Source organism: uncultured Granulicatella sp., from assembly GCF_963528195.1.
Taxonomy (GTDB): domain Bacteria; phylum Bacillota; class Bacilli; order Lactobacillales; family Aerococcaceae; genus Granulicatella.
Map to the genome: position 1 here is coordinate 1 of NZ_CAURVN010000025.1, position 19,069 is coordinate 19,069.

15 protein-coding genes and 1 pseudogene are annotated in these 19,069 nt (G+C 33.5%); 5 read left to right on the forward strand and 11 right to left on the reverse strand.

Translation table 11 applies throughout. From position 1 onward, the window contains the following. Nucleotides 1–91: 91 nt before the first annotated feature. From RWR88_RS06505 to RWR88_RS06515, 3 genes are all read right to left on the reverse strand, one after another. Nucleotides 92–1,699 carry an ABC transporter ATP-binding protein gene (locus RWR88_RS06505; protein WP_314451281.1) on the reverse strand — a complete coding sequence of 536 codons (1,608 nt, stop codon included), beginning with the start codon at nucleotides 1,697–1,699 and terminating at the stop codon, nucleotides 92–94. 348 nt (nucleotides 1,700–2,047) lie between these two features. Beyond that, nucleotides 2,048–3,679, reverse strand: coding sequence for an ABC transporter ATP-binding protein (locus tag RWR88_RS06510; protein ID WP_314451282.1), 1,632 nt, complete (start codon nucleotides 3,677–3,679; stop codon nucleotides 2,048–2,050). A 380-nt stretch (nucleotides 3,680–4,059) separates the two neighbouring features. After that, on the reverse strand, nucleotides 4,060–4,698 hold the full coding sequence (locus tag RWR88_RS06515; protein ID WP_314451283.1) for a redox-sensing transcriptional repressor Rex: 639 nt from the start codon (nucleotides 4,696–4,698) through the stop codon (nucleotides 4,060–4,062). A 256-nt stretch (nucleotides 4,699–4,954) separates the two neighbouring features. On the opposite strand from RWR88_RS06515, the gene RWR88_RS06520 reads away from it, so the two are divergent. After that, nucleotides 4,955–6,898, forward strand: a complete 1,944-nt coding sequence (locus RWR88_RS06520) for an ABC-F family ATP-binding cassette domain-containing protein (protein WP_314451284.1) — start codon at nucleotides 4,955–4,957, stop codon at nucleotides 6,896–6,898. Nucleotides 6,899–6,982: 84 nt separating this feature from the next. On the opposite strand, the gene RWR88_RS06525 is transcribed toward RWR88_RS06520, so the two are convergent. The 4 genes and pseudogenes from RWR88_RS06525 to RWR88_RS06540 form a co-directional block, all read right to left on the reverse strand. Then, nucleotides 6,983–8,728: an ABC transporter ATP-binding protein gene (locus tag RWR88_RS06525; protein WP_314451285.1), complete on the reverse strand. Its 1,746-nt coding sequence runs from the start codon at nucleotides 8,726–8,728 to the stop codon at nucleotides 6,983–6,985. A gap of 1 nt (nucleotide 8,729) precedes the next feature. After that, the gene (locus RWR88_RS06530) at nucleotides 8,730–10,463 is read right to left on the reverse strand and encodes an ABC transporter ATP-binding protein (protein WP_314451286.1); all 1,734 of its coding nucleotides are present in this window, start codon (nucleotides 10,461–10,463) and stop codon (nucleotides 8,730–8,732) included. 452 nt (nucleotides 10,464–10,915) lie between these two features. Continuing rightward, nucleotides 10,916–11,035, reverse strand: a pseudogene (locus RWR88_RS06535) (transposase); the annotation flags it as partial. Nucleotides 11,036–11,281: 246 nt separating this feature from the next. After that, nucleotides 11,282–11,551, reverse strand: a complete 270-nt coding sequence (locus RWR88_RS06540) for a helix-turn-helix domain-containing protein (protein ID WP_314451287.1) — start codon at nucleotides 11,549–11,551, stop codon at nucleotides 11,282–11,284. A gap of 207 nt (nucleotides 11,552–11,758) precedes the next feature. Here RWR88_RS06540 and RWR88_RS06545 point away from each other — a divergent pair, with 207 nt between their 5' ends. Genes RWR88_RS06545 through RWR88_RS06555 form a run of 3 tightly spaced genes read left to right on the forward strand, consistent with a single transcriptional unit; the run spans nucleotide 11,759 to nucleotide 14,206 of the window. Further along, nucleotides 11,759–12,475, forward strand: a complete 717-nt coding sequence (locus tag RWR88_RS06545) for an ABC transporter ATP-binding protein (protein WP_314451289.1) — start codon at nucleotides 11,759–11,761, stop codon at nucleotides 12,473–12,475. A 1-nt stretch (nucleotide 12,476) separates the two neighbouring features. Beyond that, on the forward strand, nucleotides 12,477–13,559 hold the full coding sequence (locus RWR88_RS06550; RefSeq protein ID WP_314451291.1) for an ABC transporter permease: 1,083 nt from the start codon (nucleotides 12,477–12,479) through the stop codon (nucleotides 13,557–13,559). Nucleotides 13,560–13,582: 23 nt separating this feature from the next. Then, complete coding sequence (locus tag RWR88_RS06555) at nucleotides 13,583–14,206, forward strand: TetR/AcrR family transcriptional regulator (RefSeq protein ID WP_314451293.1); 624 nt, start codon at nucleotides 13,583–13,585, stop codon at nucleotides 14,204–14,206. Here the strand turns inward: RWR88_RS06555 and RWR88_RS08700 are convergent. The 4 genes from RWR88_RS08700 to uvrB form a co-directional block, all read right to left on the reverse strand. Then, on the reverse strand, nucleotides 14,122–14,691 hold the full coding sequence (locus tag RWR88_RS08700; protein WP_369011006.1) for a transposase family protein: 570 nt from the start codon (nucleotides 14,689–14,691) through the stop codon (nucleotides 14,122–14,124). The genes RWR88_RS06555 and RWR88_RS08700 overlap by 85 nt on opposite strands. A gap of 144 nt (nucleotides 14,692–14,835) precedes the next feature. Beyond that, nucleotides 14,836–15,831, reverse strand: a complete 996-nt coding sequence (locus tag RWR88_RS06560) for an aspartate-semialdehyde dehydrogenase (protein WP_314451295.1) — start codon at nucleotides 15,829–15,831, stop codon at nucleotides 14,836–14,838. Between the two features lie 79 nt (nucleotides 15,832–15,910). Then, nucleotides 15,911–16,516 carry an MmcQ/YjbR family DNA-binding protein gene (locus tag RWR88_RS06565; RefSeq protein ID WP_314451296.1) on the reverse strand — a complete coding sequence of 202 codons (606 nt, stop codon included), beginning with the start codon at nucleotides 16,514–16,516 and terminating at the stop codon, nucleotides 15,911–15,913. A gap of 16 nt (nucleotides 16,517–16,532) precedes the next feature. Next, nucleotides 16,533–18,509 carry an excinuclease ABC subunit UvrB gene (gene uvrB / locus RWR88_RS06570; protein ID WP_314451297.1) on the reverse strand — a complete coding sequence of 659 codons (1,977 nt, stop codon included), beginning with the start codon at nucleotides 18,507–18,509 and terminating at the stop codon, nucleotides 16,533–16,535. Nucleotides 18,510–18,745: 236 nt separating this feature from the next. Here uvrB and rpsT point away from each other — a divergent pair, with 236 nt between their 5' ends. Further along, nucleotides 18,746–19,000, forward strand: a complete 255-nt coding sequence (rpsT, locus tag RWR88_RS06575) for a 30S ribosomal protein S20 (protein ID WP_006703518.1) — start codon at nucleotides 18,746–18,748, stop codon at nucleotides 18,998–19,000. Nucleotides 19,001–19,069: the final 69 nt, after the last annotated feature.

Below are 19,069 nucleotides of genomic sequence, written 5' to 3' on the forward strand. Positions count from 1 at the left end.
AAAGAGACGACTTAAGTCGTCTCAAAAAAAGTCTAACTTTTTGGGGTCACTTCATAAAGTGTCCTTTTCAATAAATATACTTTCATTCCATTTAAATTTTCTCAGTTACTTTTAACTTTCCATCTTCCAACACATAAATCTTATGATAGTCCTCTGGATGTTTCGGTATACGATGAGAAATTTCAATGAAACTAATTTGTCTGTCTTTTAATAGTTCTCGAATAAAAGTAGTAGTTTCTTCATCAACTGCAGAAGAAAATTCATCCATTAATAATACTTCATAAGAACGAAGCAATAATCGAGCTAAACATAATCGGGCTTTTTCTCCTCCAGATAAATTGTCAACTAAATTTACAGTTTCATCCAATAAATCATATCGTTCAAGTAAATAAGACAAATGCACTTCTTTTAAAACATTCTCCATCTGTTCTACAGAATACTCTTCACCAAGAGTTAGATTAAACGCTAATGAATTCATGAAAATAGTAGATTCTTGCATAAAATAGCCAATTTTAACTTTTTGAAAAGCATTATTCGTCTCAGATACCTCAACTCCTGCAAAGCTTATTTGCCCAGCTTGTGGATGGATATCTCCATAAATACAATCTAATAAAGTTGTTTTCCCACTTCCTGATGGCCCCATTAATAAAATCCGTTCTCCCTTATTCATCATAAAGTGTAACTCCTGCAAAATCGTATGTTCTTTTACTGTCAAATGAATATTTGTTAATTGAATAGGAAAAACATCTGTGACAAGCACTTCTTCTTCCTTCATCGGTTCAAACTCCAAATATTTATTCATCCGCTGAACCATTGGAATCGTTGTATTCATTTTTTGATAAAAATCCATTGCATTTAATAATGGACTAATAATACGATCACTTGCTAAATAAATTGCCATGACAACAGATAATTTCAAATCACCTTGAATAGAGAAATAAACTCCAATTGCTAAAGGAAGAAAAGAACTAATTCCGGATACTAAATTCGCTAATATTTTTGAAAGAAAACGTAAATGATTCATTTGATAATAATCTTCTTCCGTGGCACGAATTTTACTACCCAAATTCGAAATGGCAATCGATTCTACTCGAAAATTTTTAATCACACGTTTATAATCAATGAACTCATGTTGCCTTGCAATATATTGTTGATTATTCTGTGACCACTCTTGTGCCTTCACTTTAATTTTCTTCGTAAACAAATGAGGAATGAGCAAAGGTAAAATCGCAAAAGCCAAGAAAATAATTGTCATTTTCAAATCTAAAATAGTGATATAAATAAAGGTAACAAACGAAAAAGTCAGACAATAGACAAAACTAATAAACGAAACAATTCCTTGTTGCTGAATCAAATTCCATTCCGTTAATAAAATGGATTCCACTTCACTTTGTTCAAAGTCACCTGCATAATAATTCGTAATCAATTTTTCTTTCGTTTGAATCGACAATAATTTTAATAGTCGTTGTTGAAATTCATCCCAAATAAACACTCCAAAACGAACAAAACCATACCCTAATATCCCAACAATCGAAATAAGTACTAAATCCGAAACATTTTTAGAAGTTCCCACTTCGATTAAATTGGAAATAAAATAAGGAATTACAATTCCATCCAATGCCGTAATACCCATCCCAATAACAATGAGCAAAAGAATTTTCTTTGGAATCGATTGGAATAATTTTAATAAACTCAGCATATTTCATTTCTCCCTTTTTTCAGCATTATTGTTCACTATATCCCAAAGTAGAGTTTTAGTAAATAGTATTCTAAAAGAATATGCCTTTTCATAGAAAAAGGAGTAATAGAAGTCACTTTGATTTCTATCACTCCTGCCGTTCATTGCTACTATAGACAAAGTCTTTTACGCTTTAAGTACTCCACATCAAACCGTTACATCCTTCCATAACATAAGTAATGACTTTTCATAGTAGCAAAAGTATTAGAAGTCGCTCCGACTTCTAATACTGGAAACTTTGAGACCTTAGGCTCAAAGTTTAGCAATGAGACTCGCATTGAGAGGCTGCTTGCGTCCTCTTTGCTACTATCAGATAAAGTCATTTACGCTTATCTCTCTCATCACAATGCTTCCATCTTTAATTTCTAAACAATAATCAAATTGTTGCATAAATTCTTCATCATATTGGTGTGTACTATAAACGATTAATTTATTTTCTAACTGTTTCACTACTTCTTCTACTTTCAAGCGATTCTGAGCATCCAAACCAGCAGTCGGTTCATCAAATAATAAAATCTCTCTGTCAAAGAATAGTAATCTCGCCAAATCAATTCTTCTCTTTTCACCACCTGATGCAGTTGAAAGAATACTATCAAACTCCGTTGACTGATCAGCCCATTTTTCTAATCCAACTTGCTTACATAACGCTTGAAACTGACCATCTGTAATAGAATTTTGCAAGCTAATATTCTCTTTTAATGATAATTGAAATAGTGAAGTTTCTTGTCCAATATAAGATATTTGATGAGAAATTTTTTCTAATTCAGAACTATCCAATAATTTCCCATTTTCTAATTGAAATTTCAATGAATGATTTTCAACAGGAATTGAACCAATCAGCGATTTTAAAAAGGTTGATTTTCCACAACCACTTTCACCAATCAAAAGATACTTTTTCCCTTTTTCTAATTGAAGATTCAAATGTTGAAATATTAGTTTTTCATCAAAATTTACCGAAAAATCTTCAAAAATAATTTTTTGGATATTAGATTCTTCTTTTACAACTTCAATGTTTCTTTGATCAATGATTTCAAACACTTTATCTTTCACACTTTTAGCAGCGACTACTTCCGTATAACTCGCTCCAAATCCTTGAATAGGATATGCTACATATTGTGTTAATTGTTTAATTGTAAAAAATACTGCTAAAGTAACCGAATGGTTTAATACAAAATAACCTCCTAATACCCAAGAGAATACATTTACAAACATTCTCAATCCATAAGAAATTGCATAAACAAATTTATTAGTATGAGTTACGTATACCTTTGCTTCTACTAATTCACGACTTTTACTTCTTAAACGTTGATTAAATAATGGAAAAACATCATATACTTTTAAAGTTGTAAAAGAATCGAATATTTCTGTTAATAACGATAAATACTTTTCATTGATTTGAGATAAATTTAATTTTGCATTTCCTAAAATTTTTCTTGAAAAATATGGCAACGCAAATGGTAATGAACTTAATCCAATCATTAAAATAGCAAATAAAGGACTAATGACTATGGCAGATACGAATCCTAAAATAAATACCCATACATCATTGTACATACTTAACAATTCTTTAATATAATCACTTTCAATAGTTTCTAAATCTTTTGTGTACATATTTAAGTAGTAATCTCTACCTAATTTTTCAAACTCCACAATGGACTGACTTTCAATTGATTCGAGTAAATCTTCTCGAATGTGATACATTAATTCCTGCGTAAGTCTTTCATTTACAACATCTACTGCATAATCTAAATATGAATCAATCAATACATAAACAAAGGATAAAACTGCAATCCATATAAAATTTTCAAATTTACCTTCTGTGATAGTTTCTACTAATAAATTAATAATATAAGCCATAAAAACAACAGATACTGCCCCAAGCATACTAACGAAAGAAAAGGCAATAAATGGTTTCATACTTTTACGAATATAACGATACATTAAATTTCCTCCATAAAAATCTAAAATACAAACATTACTCGATTAAAAAACATGATGTTACCTCCTTCACATTAAATTTTAGAAGCTTAAACCACTTCCAATTCAGATTATAGTTTAATTAAAAAAAAACAATACGATTAGAAAATTTTTCAACAGAACTTTTACATCAGACATATTTTGACAATGGACAATGACTTTTCATAGTAGCAGCAGTATTAGAAGTCGCTTCGACTTCTAATACAGGAAACTTTGAGACCCTAGGCTCAAAGTTTAGGCATGAAACCGAAGGTTTGCTGCCGTCCTTTGCTACTATAGATAAAGTCATTTACGACAAAAAACATCTCATAAATGCTCCTCGCATTTACAAGATGTTTTTACAATTAGTTATTATTGTTGTTATTGTCTAAGAAATAAATCAAAGTTTGCAATTCATTTGTTAAGTCAACGTTTTGAACACGAATATGATCCGGTGCAGTTAAACGAAGCGGTGTAAAGTTTAAAATACCACGAACATTTGCTTCCACTAATAAATTAGCAGTTTCTTGAGCAACTTCTTGAGGAACAGTTAAAATTGCCACTTGAATTTGTTGCACACGAAGTTGTTCTACTAAATCGTTCATAGAATAAACTGGAACTCCACTCACAATTTTTCCTACCATACTTTCGTCAACTTCAAACGCAGCACTAATTCTTACATGATTACTTTGGTGGAAATTATAGTTTAATAAAGCTTGTCCTAAATTTCCCACTCCCACTAAAGCAACATTTGTTAAACGATCATGATTTAATTGTTGACTGAAGAAGTCTAATAAATACTCCACATCATAACCATAACCACGTTTTCCTAACGCTCCGAAATATGAGAAGTCACGACGGATTGTCGCACTATCTACTTTAACTGCATCACTTAATTCTGTTGATGAAATACGGCGTTTTCCTGCATCATGTAAAAATCTTAAATAACGATGATAAATTGCTAAGCGCTTTGCGGTAGCTTTTGGAATTTCAATTTTTTTCATTTTTCAGTCTCCTTTATATCAAATTTCATAAATATTCTAGCATAAGTTTCATATTTTTCACAAGCAATATGCTTGTTTTTACATAAATTTATTAGATTTATACATTTTATTCTACATATTTCTTAAAATGTTCACATTTCAAGCATATTGTGATTTTTTCTCAATCTTACATTTAGAGATAGAACATTAAAAACTTTTGTACTTACCATATGTGTGATAGAATAAATTTGAAACTGCATAGAAAGAGGATTATGACATGATTTTATTACAAGGTCAAGGGCTAGCTAGACATTTTGGCCCAGATGTACTATTTGAAAATATTTCCCTTGAAGTCCAAGAACGTTCTCGTATTGCATTAGTGGGAAGAAACGGAACAGGAAAATCAACATTATTAAAAATTTTAGCCGGAATTGAAGAACCTAGTTTAGGAATGGTCAGTAAGAAAAAAGACCTTTCCATCGGTTACTTAGATCAATATGCTTCAGTCGATTCTGAAAATACAATTTGGGAGGAAATGATTGAATTATTTAAAGGCGTTGAAGCTTTAAAACAGGAAGCTCTTTTAATAGCTGATAAATTAGGAAATCCAGACGTACTAGCCAATGAATCACTCTACCAACAAACATTAACACGTTACGATGATTTACAAGAACAATTAAATAAAATGAACGCCTATGGCTATGAAGGTGAAATTCGTTCTGTCTTACATGGATTCCAATTTTATCCTGAAGATTATGATAAGCCTATTCAACAATTATCCGGTGGACAAAGAACTCGTTTAGCCTTAGCTAAAATTTTATTAGAAAAACATGATATCTTAATTTTAGACGAACCTACGAACCATTTAGATATTGAAACATTAACATGGTTAGAAGATTACTTAAAATCTTCACCCGTATCACTACTGATTGTCAGCCATGACCAATACTTTTTAGATAAAGTCTGTCAAGAAGTATATGAAATTCATCATCACACTTGCGAATATTATAAGGGTAATTATTCATACTATGTAACTGAACGTGAAAATCGTTTCTTACTACAACAAAAAGCTTATGAAAAACAACAAGAAAAAATTCAAAAATTAGAAGAATTTGTTGCGAAAAATATTGTTCGTGCCTCTACGACGAAACGAGCACAATCCCGTAGAAAACAATTAGAAAAAATGGAACGAATTGAAAAACCACAGTCAGATTCAAGATCTGCTCGTTTTTCATTTTCTGTTCAAAAAGAATCTGGGAATCAAGTTTTAAATGTGCAAGATGCTTTTATTGGATATGACGGGCAAACGCTAGCGGGACCAATTAATTTAAATATCCGCAAACAAGAAGCAATTGCGATTGTTGGTCCAAATGGAATTGGTAAATCAACTTTATTAAAATCTCTAACACAAGAAATTCCATGGATTGCAGGAGAAAGTTCATTTGGAGCTAATGTTCAAGTCGGTTACTATGATCAAAATTTAACTGGACTAAACTCTAAAACAACTGTTTTAGAAGAACTTTGGAGCCGACATACGACGATGCCTGAAAAAGATATTCGTACAATTTTAGGAAGTTTCTTATTTTCAGGAAAAGATGTTGAAAAGTCTACTGCTCAATTAAGTGGGGGAGAAAAAGCAAGACTTGCTTTAGCAAAACTTTCATTAGAACATGATAATTTTTTATTACTCGACGAACCAACGAACCACTTAGATATCGATAGTAAGGAAGTTCTTGAACAAGCGCTCATTGAATATGATGGAACAATTTGCTTTGTTTCACACGACCGTTATTTCATTAATCAAGTGGCAACTTCTATTTTAGAAATCACTCCTGAAGGAAGTACCTTGTATTTAGGAGATTACGATTACTATATTGAAAAGAAACAAGAGCTTGATGCCTTAAAACAAGAAGAAGCCACTCCTGTCGTTCAAGCAGAAGTAGCTTTGACCGATACTAAGAAAAATTACTTAAGTTCAAAAGAAGAACAAAAACAACTTCGTACTCTAACAAGACAAGTAGAACAGTTAGAAGAAAAACTTCATCAAATCGAACAAGAAATTTCTTCCGTTCATGAAGAATTAACGTTAGAAGAAGTTTATACGAATCCTACTCGTTCTAGTGAACTTCAACAAACTTTACAAAACTTAAATGAATCATTAGAAGAAGTAATGATGGAATGGGAAGAAGCTAGCTTAGCTTTGGAAGAATTCCAAGCTTAATACTTCTCTCAAACAAAAAATCAAAAGACTTTTCCTCATAGCTTACGATATGTTCTGCTACTGAAGAAAAGTCTTTTTAAATTCTTACTCATTCATCCATTGGCTTTGATAAAGATGTTGGTAAAATCCTTGCCTTGCAATCAGTTCTTCATGTGTTCCTTGTTCTATCACTTGTCCATCTTTCAACACTAATATTTTATCTGCATTTTGAATCGTTGAAAGTCTATGAGCCACAATAAAACTTGTTTTCCCTTCCATTAATGTTTGGAAAGCTTGTTGAATTTTCAACTCTGTTCTTGTATCAATGGAAGAAGTCGCTTCATCAAGAATAAGCATTGATGGCTGGCTTAGCATTACTCTAGCAATGGACAAGAGTTGTCTCTGTCCTTGTGAGAAGTCTTCTCCTTGTCGTTGAAGAGGTGTTTCTAATCCTTGTGGTAGCTTTTCAATCATTTTATCTAATTGACATTGCATTAATACTTGTTGAATTTCTTCATCGGTTGCATTGGGATTTCCTAAAATTAAATTTTCTCGAATGGTCCCCGATTGCAACCATGTTTCTTGTAATACCATTCCAAATAATTGTCTCAATTGCTGTCTGCTCATGTCTTTTATGGGTATGCCATCAATGGTAATAGATCCTTTATCGACTTCATAAAATCGCATTAATAAGTTAATCAATGTACTCTTACCACTTCCAGTTGGTCCTACAATCGCAATTTTTTCCCCAGGATTTACCTCTAAAGAAAAATTCTCAATGAGGGATTGGTCTTTTTGATAAGAAAATGACACCTGTTCAAATTGTACTTCCCCTTTAATCATTTCTGGTAAATTGATTTCTTTTCCTTCTTCAGATTCAACAGGCTCTTCCATCAATTCAAATACACGGCTTGCACAAGCAATTGAATTTTGAAACTCAGTCATCACACCTGAAATTTCATTAAAAGGTTTTGTATACTGATTCGCATACGTTAAAAATGCTGCTAATTGCCCAATACTTAATTGAGAGTTCAATACAAAAAATGCTCCCACTAATCCTACTACTGTGTACACTAAGCTGTTCACAAAACGAGTTGCTGGATTCGTAATCGAAGAATAGAAAATAGCTTTTAAGGAACGGTCTGCTAACTTTTTGTTCATTTTATCAAAAGTTTCTAATACATTTTTTTCTTGACTATACGCTTGAACTACTTTTATTCCAGTAATCGTTTCATGTGTAAAGGCTGTTTGTTCCGCTCTTAATGTTGATTGGTCATGAAATAAATCATATGTTTTTTTAGCAATAAAGGAGGCAACAACAAATGAAATAGGCGTTAAAAGAAGGACAACGATTGTCATTGTTAGTTGAATACTAAACATCCAAAATAATGTACTGATAATCGTTAAGATTCCTGTAAATAATTGAGAAAATCCTAATAACAATCCATCTGCCATTTGTTCTGTATCCGAAATAACAATACTTTGAAGAGAACCATGGGCTTTTAAATCTAAATAACTTAAGGGCATTTTAGATAAATGAATAAAGACATCATCTCTCAATGATTTCACCATGCCATAAGCAATATGATTATGACATAAACTCATCACATATTGACTCACCATACTGATTAGTGCTAGCACAAAAATCCATAATACTCCATTTGTCACAATCGAAAATTGTACTTCTCCAACTCCTATCATAGCATCGATGGTTTGACCGATTACTTTTGGAATCCATACACTAGATAACACACTAACAATTGCTAAAAAGAGAGAAAATAGTAAGAGAACACTATAGTTTTTTAAATAAGGAAATAATTTTTTATACACTTCCATTTTTTCATGCTTCATACTACTGTTCCTCCTTTTGAAATTGTGAGGCCGTTATTTCTTGATAAATCGTATTTGTTTCTAGTAACTCTTCATGAGTTCCAATTCCTACGATTTTTCCTTTTTCCATCACAATGATTTGATGAGCTTGCATCACTGAAGCCGCTCTTTGAGAGACAATAATAGTTGTTGGTTTAAACGGAGCTTTTGAAATGGCTTTTCTTAAGGCTGCATCCGTTGCATAATCTAAAGCAGAAAAACTATCATCTAAAATTAAAATCTCTGGTCTTCTAACGATTGCTCTCGCAATCGTCAAGCGTTGTTTTTGTCCACCGGATAGATTTCTTCCTTCTTGTTCCAATACATACTCTAATTGATTTGGTTTTTGTTCAACCATTTCTTTTGCTTGGGCAATTTCTAATGCTTCATATAATTCTTGAGTTGTAGCATCTGCATTTCCCCATCTTAAATTTTCAGCAATCGTTCCTCTAAATAAAGCTGCCTTTTGTGGAACAATCCCTATTTTCTGTCTTAATTCTTCTGTTGGAATCGTTTCTATGGATTGCCCAAATATACGAATCGTTCCACTTGTTGGTCGATAAAATTTAGGAATCAATGAAATCAGTGAAGTTTTCCCACTTCCTATTCCACCAATAATGCCTAAAGTTTCTCCTTTTTTTAGAGAGAAAGTTAAGTTTTCTAGCACTTCATGACTATCTCCTTCATATTTCAGAGAAACATCTTCAAATGAAAGTACAATATCTGTCTCTTCTTTTGAAGATAAACTGTCCATCTCTAATGCAAACTCATCCTGTTGTTCAATCGTCAATATTTCTTCAATTCTCTTAGCACTAGCAACGGAACGTGTTACTTGAATGGTTAAATTTGCTAATTTAATGAGCTCTAATAATATTTGAGACATATAATTTACTAATGCGATGACTTGTCCTTTTGTTAAGATTCCTGTATTAATTTGTATAGCTCCTAATTGTAGTAATACAATAATCGCAATATTAATGATAATCATCGTTATTGGATTCGTTAAACTCGATAGATGACTGACGAATTTTTGCTGATTCGCTAATGCGTCTGTCTCCGTTTGAAACGTATGTTGTTCTATTTCCACTCGATTAAAAGCTCGAAGAACTCTCACTCCTGTTAAATTCTCCATTGTTTTTTGAGTGATACGATCCATTCCTTCTTGTACTTTTGTAAATAAAGGAATAGTTTTTAATAAAATCGTATAAATAATGAGCGCTAAAACAGGAATCGTCACAACAAATACCCAAGCTGCTTGTACATTTACAATAAACGCCATTATCATTGCCCCTAAAACTACAAAAGGTGAGCGAAGTAATAAGCGTAAAAATAAATTCCAACCTGTTTGAACTTGTTGAATATCACTTGTCATTTTTGTAATAAGTGAATCCGTTCCAAGTTGATCAATGGTTGAAAAATCTAATGTTGTAATTTTTTCTAATAAAGCATAACGTAATTTCTTAGCAAAGCCCGTAGCTGATTTAGCAGCAAAATACTGCGCAGTAATCGAAACGACTAAGCCAATAATTGCAAGAATCATTAACAAACCGCACATCGTTAGAATATAGGACGGGCGATTTTGAGCAATTCCAACATCCATTAATTGAGCCATCACCAATGGCACAAATAGTTCAAAACTGGCTTCTAATAATTTAAATAAAGGTGCTAGCAAACTTTCTTTTTTATAATAACTAGCATATTTCCATAATATTTTCAAAAACTTACTCCTTAAATTGAAATTTCTCAATTAAATTGTAACAAACTCTAATAAAATTGCAAATGAGGATACAAAAAAACTTTTCGGGTAATAGCAAATGATGCTATTTCCCGAAAAGTTATACTCTCATACGTCCCCTCATTCCAACACGCCTAAAGTAGAAAGGCTCATCGACAAATTCTGTTGGTGAATAAAATTTAACACTAAAATAAGTCTTTAATTTTAACTGAACAAGATGGAAGAAAATTAACGATTTAATCTATTTAACAATCAACCACAAACATAACTATGAACGAAATCTAGTTTTAACTTTATAATGAGCAGGGGCATGTTATCCGCGATTAGCGGTTTGGGGGCTGTGAAATTTGATATTATTTTTCGCTTCCCCCAATTCAACATGCCCATGGAGGCTCATTGTCAAGTTAAAACGACTCTATACATACTTTCTTAAATCATAATGACTTTCTATTGACCGGGGTAAAGAAACATCCTTTGATAATCTTGATTCTTAATTTCATATTCTCAAAATTTCGATATCCATATGCCACACGTTTAATCACTTTAATGAGATTTTCTTTGTTTAAATTTAACAATACGAGGAAAATCTATAGGAGCGACATCCATATATCCTTTTTTACATAACGATAAAGGGTTGAACGAGAAACCGATAGTTCGTTAGTTACGATAATATGATGTAAATGTTGACCTTTATGAATTCCTTCTGACACAATATCATTTATTTCATAGAAACTCTCCTTATTAAGCGCAATGCCTTCACGAGAGTAAGATAATTCAGCCTCATATTATCGTTGAGCATGCTAAGCGTGGTAAAATTGTTTATAATGTCCACATTTACTACGCTTAAAAGGACAATTGTTACAACAATACGGTGGCTTATTTAAACGCTCGCAAGGAGAAAGCTTTTCATGTTCATCTGGTTGTTTAACGATTAGATGTTTTTTTATTTCTTTTGAAACAGTAGAAGGATCCTTTTCAATGATTGAAGCAATCTTTCTAAATGAAAAACCTTGTGTAATACCTAATTCAATTTCAATACAATCAGATAGAGTTAAATGTTTGTGTTTCATATTTCTATACCATCATTTGTCCCATACTTAATTCTACCAAAAAATGTAGTCTCATACTAACTTCTAGTTTTGACACTTAACTAGAAGTTACTTTGAAACTTTACGATTTTAAAAAAATTCAAATCATCACTTGACAAGTGAGTATTCACTCACTAAAATAGATTTATCTTTAAAAAAGTGAGTGCTCGCTCACCTAGGAGGAAGTAAATGAAAACATTGCTACATTTACAAAATTTACAAATATCTTTTGGTCAACAACTTGTGTTAAACCACGTTAGTTTTGAATTACAGTCTGGGGAAATCATTGGTCTAATCGGTCCTTCTGGTGCTGGTAAATCAACCATGATTAAAACCATGTTAGGGATGGAAAAGGCAGATAGTGGTATCGCTTTAGTCTTGGACCAGACCATGCCCAATCGTCATATTCTGGGAGATATTGGCTATATGGCCCAGTCAGATGCTCTTTATGAGGCTTTGTCAGGACAAGAAAACTTGGAATTTTTCGGCCAGATAAAAGGGATTCCTAAAAAAGATTTGACAGCTGAAATTACCCATGTGGCTCAAGTGGTAGACTTGACAGATCATTTAAATAAGGCCGTGTCTGGTTATTCCGGAGGGATGAAACGACGCTTGTCGCTGGCTATTGCGCTTTTAGGAAACCCTCAACTCTTGATTTTGGACGAACCGACGGTTGGAATCGACCCTTCTCTTCGAAAGAAAATCTGGCGAGAGTTGAAGGCGCATAGAGACAAGGGCGTAGGGATTTTGGTCACAACTCACGTCATGGATGAGGCAGAGCTGACAGATAAGGTCGGCCTACTATTAGGTGGAAAAATCATAGCCTTTGATACACCATCCAAGCTAAAAGCATCTTATGGTGTTTCAAGTATTGAAGAAGTCTTTTTGAAAGCAGAAGGAGAATGAAATGAGAACAATTGCCATTGCAAAAAAAGTCATCAAAGAATTGCTACGTGACAAACGGACACTTGCCCTAATGTTTGTGGCACCAGTCTTTATTATGTGGCTGATGAACCTCATGTTTTCGGCTAATACAACGGTGACTGTTAAGCTAGCAATACAAGATGTGCCAAGTAGTTTGGTAAGTAGGATAGATGACTTAGAACATGTCAGTGTCAAAACATACAAAGACTTGGATCAAGCTAAAGAGGCTTTAAAAGATGAACAAGTAGATGCAGTTATCTCTTATAAGGATGGGGAATATCATGTAGCCTATGCTAATACAGATGCCTCTAAAACTTCGGTGACCCGACAAGTATTACACACCAGTATTGCCAGTGAAGACACCAATCAATTATTAGCCCGTGTGAAGCAATCCCTTCCACAATTACAACTAAATGTAAAATCTCCTGAAATTAAGGAATCTTATGAATATGGTAACGAGGACACCAACTTCTTTGCTAAAATGATTCCTATTTTGCTTGGGTTCGTCGTTTTCTTCTTTGTCTTTTTGATTTCAGGGATGGCACTCTTGAAAGAACGTACTAGTGGAACCCTAGATCGTTTGTTGGCAACCCCAGTTAAACGTTCGGAAATTGTTTACGGCTATATGTTGTCTTACGGCTTTATTGGCATACTGCAGACAGGAGTAGTCGTTCTAGCAGCCATCTGGCTGTTGAACATTGAGGTTGTCGGAAGTCTGTTAAATGTTATAATAGTTAATGTGGTACTGGCTCTGGTGGCACTAGCCTTCGGAATTCTCTTGTCTACCTTGGCAAAATCAGAATTCCAGATGATGCAATTTATTCCTCTTGTGATTATGCCGCAACTCTTTTTCTCAGGAATCATTCCACTTGATTCAATAGGAGACTGGGCAAAAACGCTAGGGAAATTCTTGCCTCTGACCTACTCAGGTGATGCGATGAGTCAGATTATTCTTTACGGACGTGGACTTGGAGAGATTTTACCAAATATTGGTGTTCTACTAGTCTTCCTTGTCGCTTTGACAGTTCTCAATATTGTCGGCTTGCGTCGTTACCGTAAAGTATAAAATATAAATATACGAGGATGAAAATGAGTGAGAGTGTATTTGAATCGTTTGAAGCTTATCTAAAGGGTGCAGACTATCCCAAGGGAAAGAAAAAAATCATGCAGGCGGCGGTCGATTTGATTTCTACTAAGGGTTACAATGGGACCTCCACCTTACAAATTGCCAAACATGCGGGACTTAGCCAAGCAACGCTCTTCAAGTATTTCAAGACTAAAGAAGATTTATTAACGGCTATTTTGCACCCTGTTGTTCCAGGACTTTTCGGTCGTTTTTTTGAAGAACTTTTATCCTTAGAAACGACTGAAGAAAAGGTGCATTATCTGGTCCAAAATCGTATGGCCTATCTCAAAACGAATCGTGCTTTGATGAAAATTATTCTTCAGGAAATTTTTTCAAATAAGAAACTGAGAAAAGAACAACTTTATATTTGGAATACTCTTCAGGATAAATTATTAGTACTCCATAAGGAATTGATAGCAGATTCACGAGTGAATCCTGAAATCACGGTTCCTCAAATGGTTCGTATTTGTATAGGTCCCTTATTGGCCTACTTTGCCCAACTCTATATTGTTAGCGACAATAGTGAAATAAGAGAAGAAGACTTAAATTTGTTGAAAAAACAGATTTTAGGTGGTTTGTGGAAATAAATGCCAACTGAAATGATATTTCTTAAAATAAAACACAAAAAGGACATGTTTCTGACTAAAGCAGATTTATGTCCTTTTTTCAGGCTCATCGACATAATTTGGCACGCTAAATCATAAGAAATATTACTATTTTTAGGAACAAGAGGGTAATCTGCAACCCAAGTTTTACAACAATCTTTACAGATAAATCGTTGTACCTTTAGATCTAAAATAGTCTTACTCCCAAATAGGTGCGGAATTCTAATTTTATGTTCCATATGAGAATGTTTAATGACATTTTTACTAGAACAATATAGACAAGAAGCACAAGTATTTGTCCAAGTTCCTTTAACTTTATGAATAATTTCGTGGTTTTCTATCACCGTTTCTAACCAATTTTTATCTGTTAATTCTAGTAAATTTCGTATACAATAATCCATGAGAGAAATCCTCCTTTGATTTGTTTTCGTCGACTTAATCATAACCTGGATTTCTCTTTTTTGCATGTAAAAAATGACTTTTCGCAGTAGCACGAGTACTAGAAGCCAACTCGGCTTCTAGTACAGGAAATTTCGAGACCTAGGCTCGAAATTTAGCAATGAGACTCGCTAATGCGAGGCTGCTTGCATCTTAGTGCTACCACAGAAAAGTCATTTTCCACGTAATTCTTTTTCTTCAATTAACTCCGCAATTTGTACTGCATTACTTGCTGCACCTTTACGAATATTATCTCCCACACACCAAATATGGAAACTATTTGGTTGAGAAATATCTCTACGAATTCTTCCAACAAACACTTCATCATGCCCAGTTGCCATTAAAGGTGTTGGATATTCATTATTAGCAGGATTATCCACAACTACAACACCAGGAGCTTTCGATAAAATTTTACGAATTTCTTCTGGAGTAGTATCTTTTTCAAAAGTAACATTTATCTCTACTGAATGTGAATTCATAACAGGCACACGCACACAAGTTGCAGTAATTGCCACTGATTCATCTAACCCTAAAATTTTACGAGTTTCTTGAATCATTTTCATTTCTTCTTTTGTATAACCATTTTCTAAGAAAACATCAATATGCGGTAATACATTATTATAAATTGGATGAGGATAATTTGTTGGCGCTAATCCTTTTTCTCCATTGACTAAATCATTAATCCCTGCTTGTCCTGAACCAGATACTGCTTGATAAGTTGTATAAGCAACTCTCTTCAAGCCAAACGCTTCATGTAGTGGTTTTAATGGCACTACTGATTGAATTGTAGAACAGTTTGGATTCGCAATAATTTTTCTTTCTAATGTTGGTGCATTACACTCTGGAACTACTAAGTCAATCTCAGGATCCATTCTCCATGCACTTGAATTATCAATGACAATTACACCATCTTTTTCTGCGATTGGAGCAAATTTTAATGAAGTTCCTCCACCAGCTGAGAAAATCGCATAATCGATATCACGTTTAAAAGAATTTTCTGTTAATTCTTCAACAACATAATCTTTTCCTCTAAATTGTAATACTTTCCCTGCTGAACGTGCAGAAGCTAATAAGTATAAATGTTCTACAGAAAGGTTACTTTCTGCTAATCTTTCAATCATTTTTGTACCTACAACACCTGTTGCACCTACAATTGCAATATTTACCATAATGAATCTCCTTTTTACTATAAGTCTATGTGATGAAAATTATATCGAATGTTTCTAAAAATGTAAAGAATTTGTCCTTCTAACAAATACATTTGTAGCTGTTTTCGATACACTCCTGTATGAATGCTTCATCCTTACAAACATTCAATGCAATCGAAATCCAATGCTTTTTATTCATGTGATACGCTTCAAATACTCCCTCTTTTTGAAGGAGAGTCTCCTTTTCTTCTGGAGAAATCTTCACATTCAAAATCAGTGCTATTTCATCACTTGTAATTCCTAATTTACTAAATGGAATTTCCATCATTAATGCATACCATTTTCCGTTTTCTTTCACATTGTATACTTTAGCTGCTGATTTTTTAAAGGGCATTGCTGAATAAGGCGTTATATGTTCCAATATCCAACGATTCCATTGTTCTTTTAGAGCTACTAAAGATGTATCTACTGAATAACACCATTGAAATACCATCTCTTCCGCTTCTTGCCTTAATTGCTCTGCAATTTTACTATTTGTAGTTGTCACATCAAATAAAGAATACCGTTCATGAAATTCATCATTTACAATAATTTCTAAACCTTTTTCAACAGAAGCACTCACAATATAAAAATAAAATCCTTCTATTTTGCTAGGAATTATTTTCCCTTCATATTCTTTTAAATCAGAAGTTAATGTCCATTTCATTTCTTTATCCTTATTCCTATAATTTATATTGTGCTCGAAGTTCTAATATCATATCTCGAAGTTGTGCCGCTTTTTCAAAGTTCAAGTCTTTAGCTGCAGCACGCATTTCTAATTCCATCACTTCAATGGCTTCTCTTCTTTGTTGAGCCGTCATTTGTTTGAAATCAGTCTTAGGTGTTTCTTCTTTTTCAACTGCATGAGTAATTGCAATTAAATCACGAATATTTTTATGAATTGTTTTTGGAGTGATGCCATGTTCTTTATTATAAGCTTCTTGAATACTTCTACGTCGATTTGTTTCATCAATGGCATATTTCATAGAATCTGTAATCTTATCAGCATACATAATCACTCGTCCATTCGCATTTCTTGCGGCACGTCCAATTGTTTGAACTAATGAACGTTCACTTCTTAAAAATCCTTCCTTATCCGCATCTAAAATGGCAACAAGGGATACTTCCGGAACATCCAATCCTTCTCTTAATAAGTTAATGCCGACTAATACATCAAATTCACCTAGACGTAAATTTCGAATAATTTCTGTTCTTTCTAATGTTTTAATATCACTATGAAGATATTTCACACGAATGCCGACTTCTTTTAAGTAATCGGTTAAATCTTCTGACATTTTCTTCGTTAATGTCGTAATAAATACTCGTTCATTCTTTTCAATTCGGTCATGAATTTCACGGATTAAGTCATCAATTTGTCCATTAATAGGTCGAACTTCAATTAACGGATCCAGTAAGCCTGTTGGCCTAATAATTTGTTCTGTAACGGTTGGAGTATGGGCCATTTCATAAGGTCCTGGAGTTGCAGAAACATAAATCATTTGTGGAATTCTTTCTTCAAATTCCTCAAATCGTAATGGACGATTATCTAAAGCACTCGGTAATCGGAATCCATATTGAATTAACTGTTCTTTACGAGCTCGGTCTCCATTAAACATTCCTCTAATTTGTGACATGGTAATATGCGACTCATCCACAACATATAATGCATCTTCAGGGAAGAAGTCTAATAAGGTATACGGAGCTTCACCTGGTTTTCTTCCGTCCATATGTCTTGAATAATTTTCAATTCCATTACAATAGCCCATTTCTAGTAACATCTCAATATCATAGTTCGTTCGTTGTTCTAATCGTTGCGCTTCTAATAATTGGTTATTTTCTCTTAACTCTTCTAAACGTTCTTTCAATTCTGCTTTAATCGTAGCAACTGCCCGGCTAATTTCATCTTCATTTGATACAAAGTGAGCGGCTGGGAAAATAGGTACATGTTCTACGGTAGCTTTCACTTCTCCTGTTAAAACATCAATTTCTTTTAAAGCTTCAATTTCATCACCGAAAAATTCCACACGAATGGCAGAAGAATCGTGACCTGGAGGGAAAATATCTACAATGTCTCCTCTTACTCGAAAACTACCTCTTCGAAAATCAATATCATTTCGCTCAAATTGCATTTCTACTAATCGAGTAAGTAACTGATTCCGTTCTACTTCCATTCCTTCTCGTAAAGATAAAACATGTTCTCTATAATTTTCAGGATTTACTAATCCATAAATGCATGAAACAGAGGCCACTACAATAACATCTCTTCTTTCAAGTAAAGCACTTGTAGCAGAATGGCGTAATTTATCAATTTCATCATTGACGCTAGATTCTTTTTCAATATACGTATCACTAGAAGGAACATAGGCTTCAGGTTGGTAATAATCATAATAAGATACAAAATATTCTACAGCATTATTCGGAAAGAATTCTTTTAATTCTCCATACAACTGCCCCGCTAATGTTTTATTGTGAGCTAATACTAAAGTAGGCTTATTCACTTCTTTAATTACATTAGCAATCGTAAAAGTTTTACCCGTTCCTGTTGCTCCTAGTAAGGTTTGTTCATGTTTTCCTTCTAAAATTCCAGAGACTAATTCTTTAATCGCTTGTGGTTGATCTCCCTGCGGTTGATAGGGAGAATGTAATTCAAAATGATCCATTCTTCCACTCCTTTTTCCATATTCCTAAATAGTATAGCATGCTCGAAGTGGAAAACAAACCAGAGTGAATTATCAAAATATCGATTCTTCATTGATAGAAAAGTCCCCCAAATCCACTTGTTTTATATACTATTTCATCGCAAGACTTGCATTTTTATAAGGACTTTTGTATAATAATTCCTGTTGGAGACAACTGATCAGTGATTATATAAATGTAAGAAAGAGGGGTGAACCCATTGCCAAATATCGCATCACAAATCAAACGTGTTCGTACAAACAAAAAGTCAACACTAGCAAACAACTCACAAACTTCTGCTATGCGTACTGCTATCAAAAAATTCGAAGCTGCAGTAGCTGAAGGTGCTGAAAATGCTGAAGAATTATTACGTGCTGCTCACAAAGCAATCGACGGAGCTGCTTCTAAAGGATTAATCCACAAAAACAAAGCTTCTCGTGATAAATCACGTCTTGCTTCAAAATTAAGCAAATAATAAAAAGCCTGAGAAATGTACTGCACCCCAAAAGTTAGACATGAAAAATCTAACTTTTGGGGTGTTTTT

Excerpts from the sequence above, each read along its gene's own strand:
- RWR88_RS06505 (WP_314451281.1), bottom strand. The coding sequence starts at position 1,699 with ATGCTGAGTTTATTAAAATTATTCCAATCGATTCCAAAGAAAATTCTT.
- RWR88_RS06510 (WP_314451282.1), bottom strand. The coding sequence starts at position 3,679 with ATGTATCGTTATATTCGTAAAAGTATGAAACCATTTATTGCCTTTTCT.
- RWR88_RS06515 (WP_314451283.1), bottom strand. The coding sequence starts at position 4,698 with ATGAAAAAAATTGAAATTCCAAAAGCTACCGCAAAGCGCTTAGCAATT.
- RWR88_RS06520 (WP_314451284.1), top strand. The coding sequence starts at position 4,955 with ATGATTTTATTACAAGGTCAAGGGCTAGCTAGACATTTTGGCCCAGAT.
- RWR88_RS06525 (WP_314451285.1), bottom strand. The coding sequence starts at position 8,728 with ATGAAGCATGAAAAAATGGAAGTGTATAAAAAATTATTTCCTTATTTA.
- RWR88_RS06540 (WP_314451287.1), bottom strand. The coding sequence starts at position 11,551 with ATGAAACACAAACATTTAACTCTATCTGATTGTATTGAAATTGAATTA.
- RWR88_RS06545 (WP_314451289.1), top strand. The coding sequence starts at position 11,759 with ATGAAAACATTGCTACATTTACAAAATTTACAAATATCTTTTGGTCAA.
- RWR88_RS06550 (WP_314451291.1), top strand. The coding sequence starts at position 12,477 with ATGAGAACAATTGCCATTGCAAAAAAAGTCATCAAAGAATTGCTACGT.
- RWR88_RS06555 (WP_314451293.1), top strand. The coding sequence starts at position 13,583 with ATGAGTGAGAGTGTATTTGAATCGTTTGAAGCTTATCTAAAGGGTGCA.
- RWR88_RS08700 (WP_369011006.1), bottom strand. The coding sequence starts at position 14,691 with ATGCAAAAAAGAGAAATCCAGGTTATGATTAAGTCGACGAAAACAAAT.
- RWR88_RS06560 (WP_314451295.1), bottom strand. The coding sequence starts at position 15,831 with ATGGTAAATATTGCAATTGTAGGTGCAACAGGTGTTGTAGGTACAAAA.
- RWR88_RS06565 (WP_314451296.1), bottom strand. The coding sequence starts at position 16,516 with ATGAAATGGACATTAACTTCTGATTTAAAAGAATATGAAGGGAAAATA.
- uvrB (WP_314451297.1), bottom strand. The coding sequence starts at position 18,509 with ATGGATCATTTTGAATTACATTCTCCCTATCAACCGCAGGGAGATCAA.